Annotated in this window: 2 protein-coding genes; both read left to right on the plus strand. The window is 67.0% G+C overall.

What is annotated here, in order from left to right:
* Positions 1-21 precede the first annotated feature (21 nt).
* A complete protein-coding gene (gene recR / locus LQV45_RS31355) occupies positions 22-621 on the plus strand; it encodes a recombination mediator RecR (RefSeq protein WP_018774392.1) in 600 nt (199 codons plus the stop codon).
* A gap of 12 nt (positions 622-633) precedes the next feature.
* Complete coding sequence (locus LQV45_RS31360; protein WP_230011259.1) at positions 634-1,212, plus strand: GNAT family N-acetyltransferase; 579 nt, start codon at positions 634-636, stop codon at positions 1,210-1,212.
* Positions 1,213-1,556 lie beyond the last annotated feature (344 nt).

The raw sequence follows: 1,556 nt of genomic DNA on the forward strand, positions 1-1,556 counted from the left end.
CTCCAAAAGAACGAGGACATTGTGTACGAAGGCGCAGTTCAAGAGCTGATCGACGAGCTCGGACGCCTTCCCGGAGTGGGGCCGAAGTCAGCCCAGCGGCTGGCCTTCCACATCCTCGAGGCTGATCCCCAGGACATGAAGCGGCTTGTCGATGCCATCACCACCGTGAAGGAACGGGTCAAGTTCTGCACGGTTTGCGGGAACGTGACCGAGCAGGAACTGTGCAACATCTGCCGCGACCCGCGCCGGGATCCCACGGTGATCTGCGTCGTCGAAGAATCCAAGGACGTCCTGGCGGTGGAGCGCACGCGGTCCTTCCGCGGCAGGTACCACGTCCTGGGCGGCGCGATTAATCCGATCGCCGGGATCGGTCCGGAACAGCTCCGGATCCGTGAGCTGCTGACCCGGCTCAACGACGGTGCCATTCAGGAAATCATCATCGCCACCGACCCCAACCTCGAGGGCGAGGCCACGGCGACGTATCTGGCCCGGATGCTCAAGTCGATTGGCATCGCCGTCACCCGGCTGGCGTCCGGCCTGCCCGTGGGCGGGGACCTGGAATACGCCGACGAAGTCACGCTCGGCAGGGCCTTCGAGGGCCGCCGCAACGCCCTGAGCTGAGCTGACGGATTCGTGGCAACCACCGGCAGCGGCACCCCGGCGCCGCTCCTCACCGGGCGGTTGCTGTTGCGTCCGTTGACAGCGGACGACGCCGGCGCCCTGCTCCGGTTCCGGGCCCATCCGGCGGCCACGCGGTACCTGTCCCATGGTCCGCTCACCCCCGCGCAGAACAGCGCCCGGCTTGAGCAGACACTGTCCGCGGCGGCATCCTCCACGGCCGAGTGGTTTCACTTCGGCTGGGCGATCGAGCTCCGGGCCACCGGTGAAGTCGTTGGCGACGCCCGGACCTGGAACACGCAGGAACCCCCGGCGCCCGGCCGGATTCCCGCAGACTCAGCCAGCCTGGGCTACGTTCTTCACCCGGAGCACCACGGGCTCGGTCTCGGCCGGGAGGCCGCCGGCGCCCTGGTCGACTGGCTTTTCGGCGCCCGCAGCAGCGAGACCATTTTCGCGGGAGTCTACGAGCCCAATCTCCCGCCCCGCAGGCTGCTCGAGGGCCTGGGCTTCCGGAAGGACCGCTTCTTCCCCGTTGCCGAGGACACAGCGGGAAAACAGCTCCCGTCCTGGCGCTACCGGCTGGACCGCGGCTAGCGGACATGCCCCGCGCCCGCACCCAACAATGGACACAATGCCCTCACGCCCACTCCAGGCCGCCAAGAATGAGCATGTCCCGCGGCAGCACTGAGCATGTCCACTCCTTGCCCGCAGCACTGGGCATGTCCGGTGGAGACAAAACCCGGAGTGTCTGCCATTCGGTCACAATTCAACGGCGCGGGCGGCACGGCGATAAACTGGGGTGAGAAGTTACGCCGTCGCGCCGTTTGGTTGCCTGGCCCAGAACCCCGATGATCCAGTGAGGGTGCGCGAATGAGTTTGCCCACTACCGAAGTCCAGCCCGGATCGCAGACGTTGCCCGTCTCTGCCGCCGCCACCAA

This window comes from Microbacterium sp. Bi128, assembly GCF_918698205.1.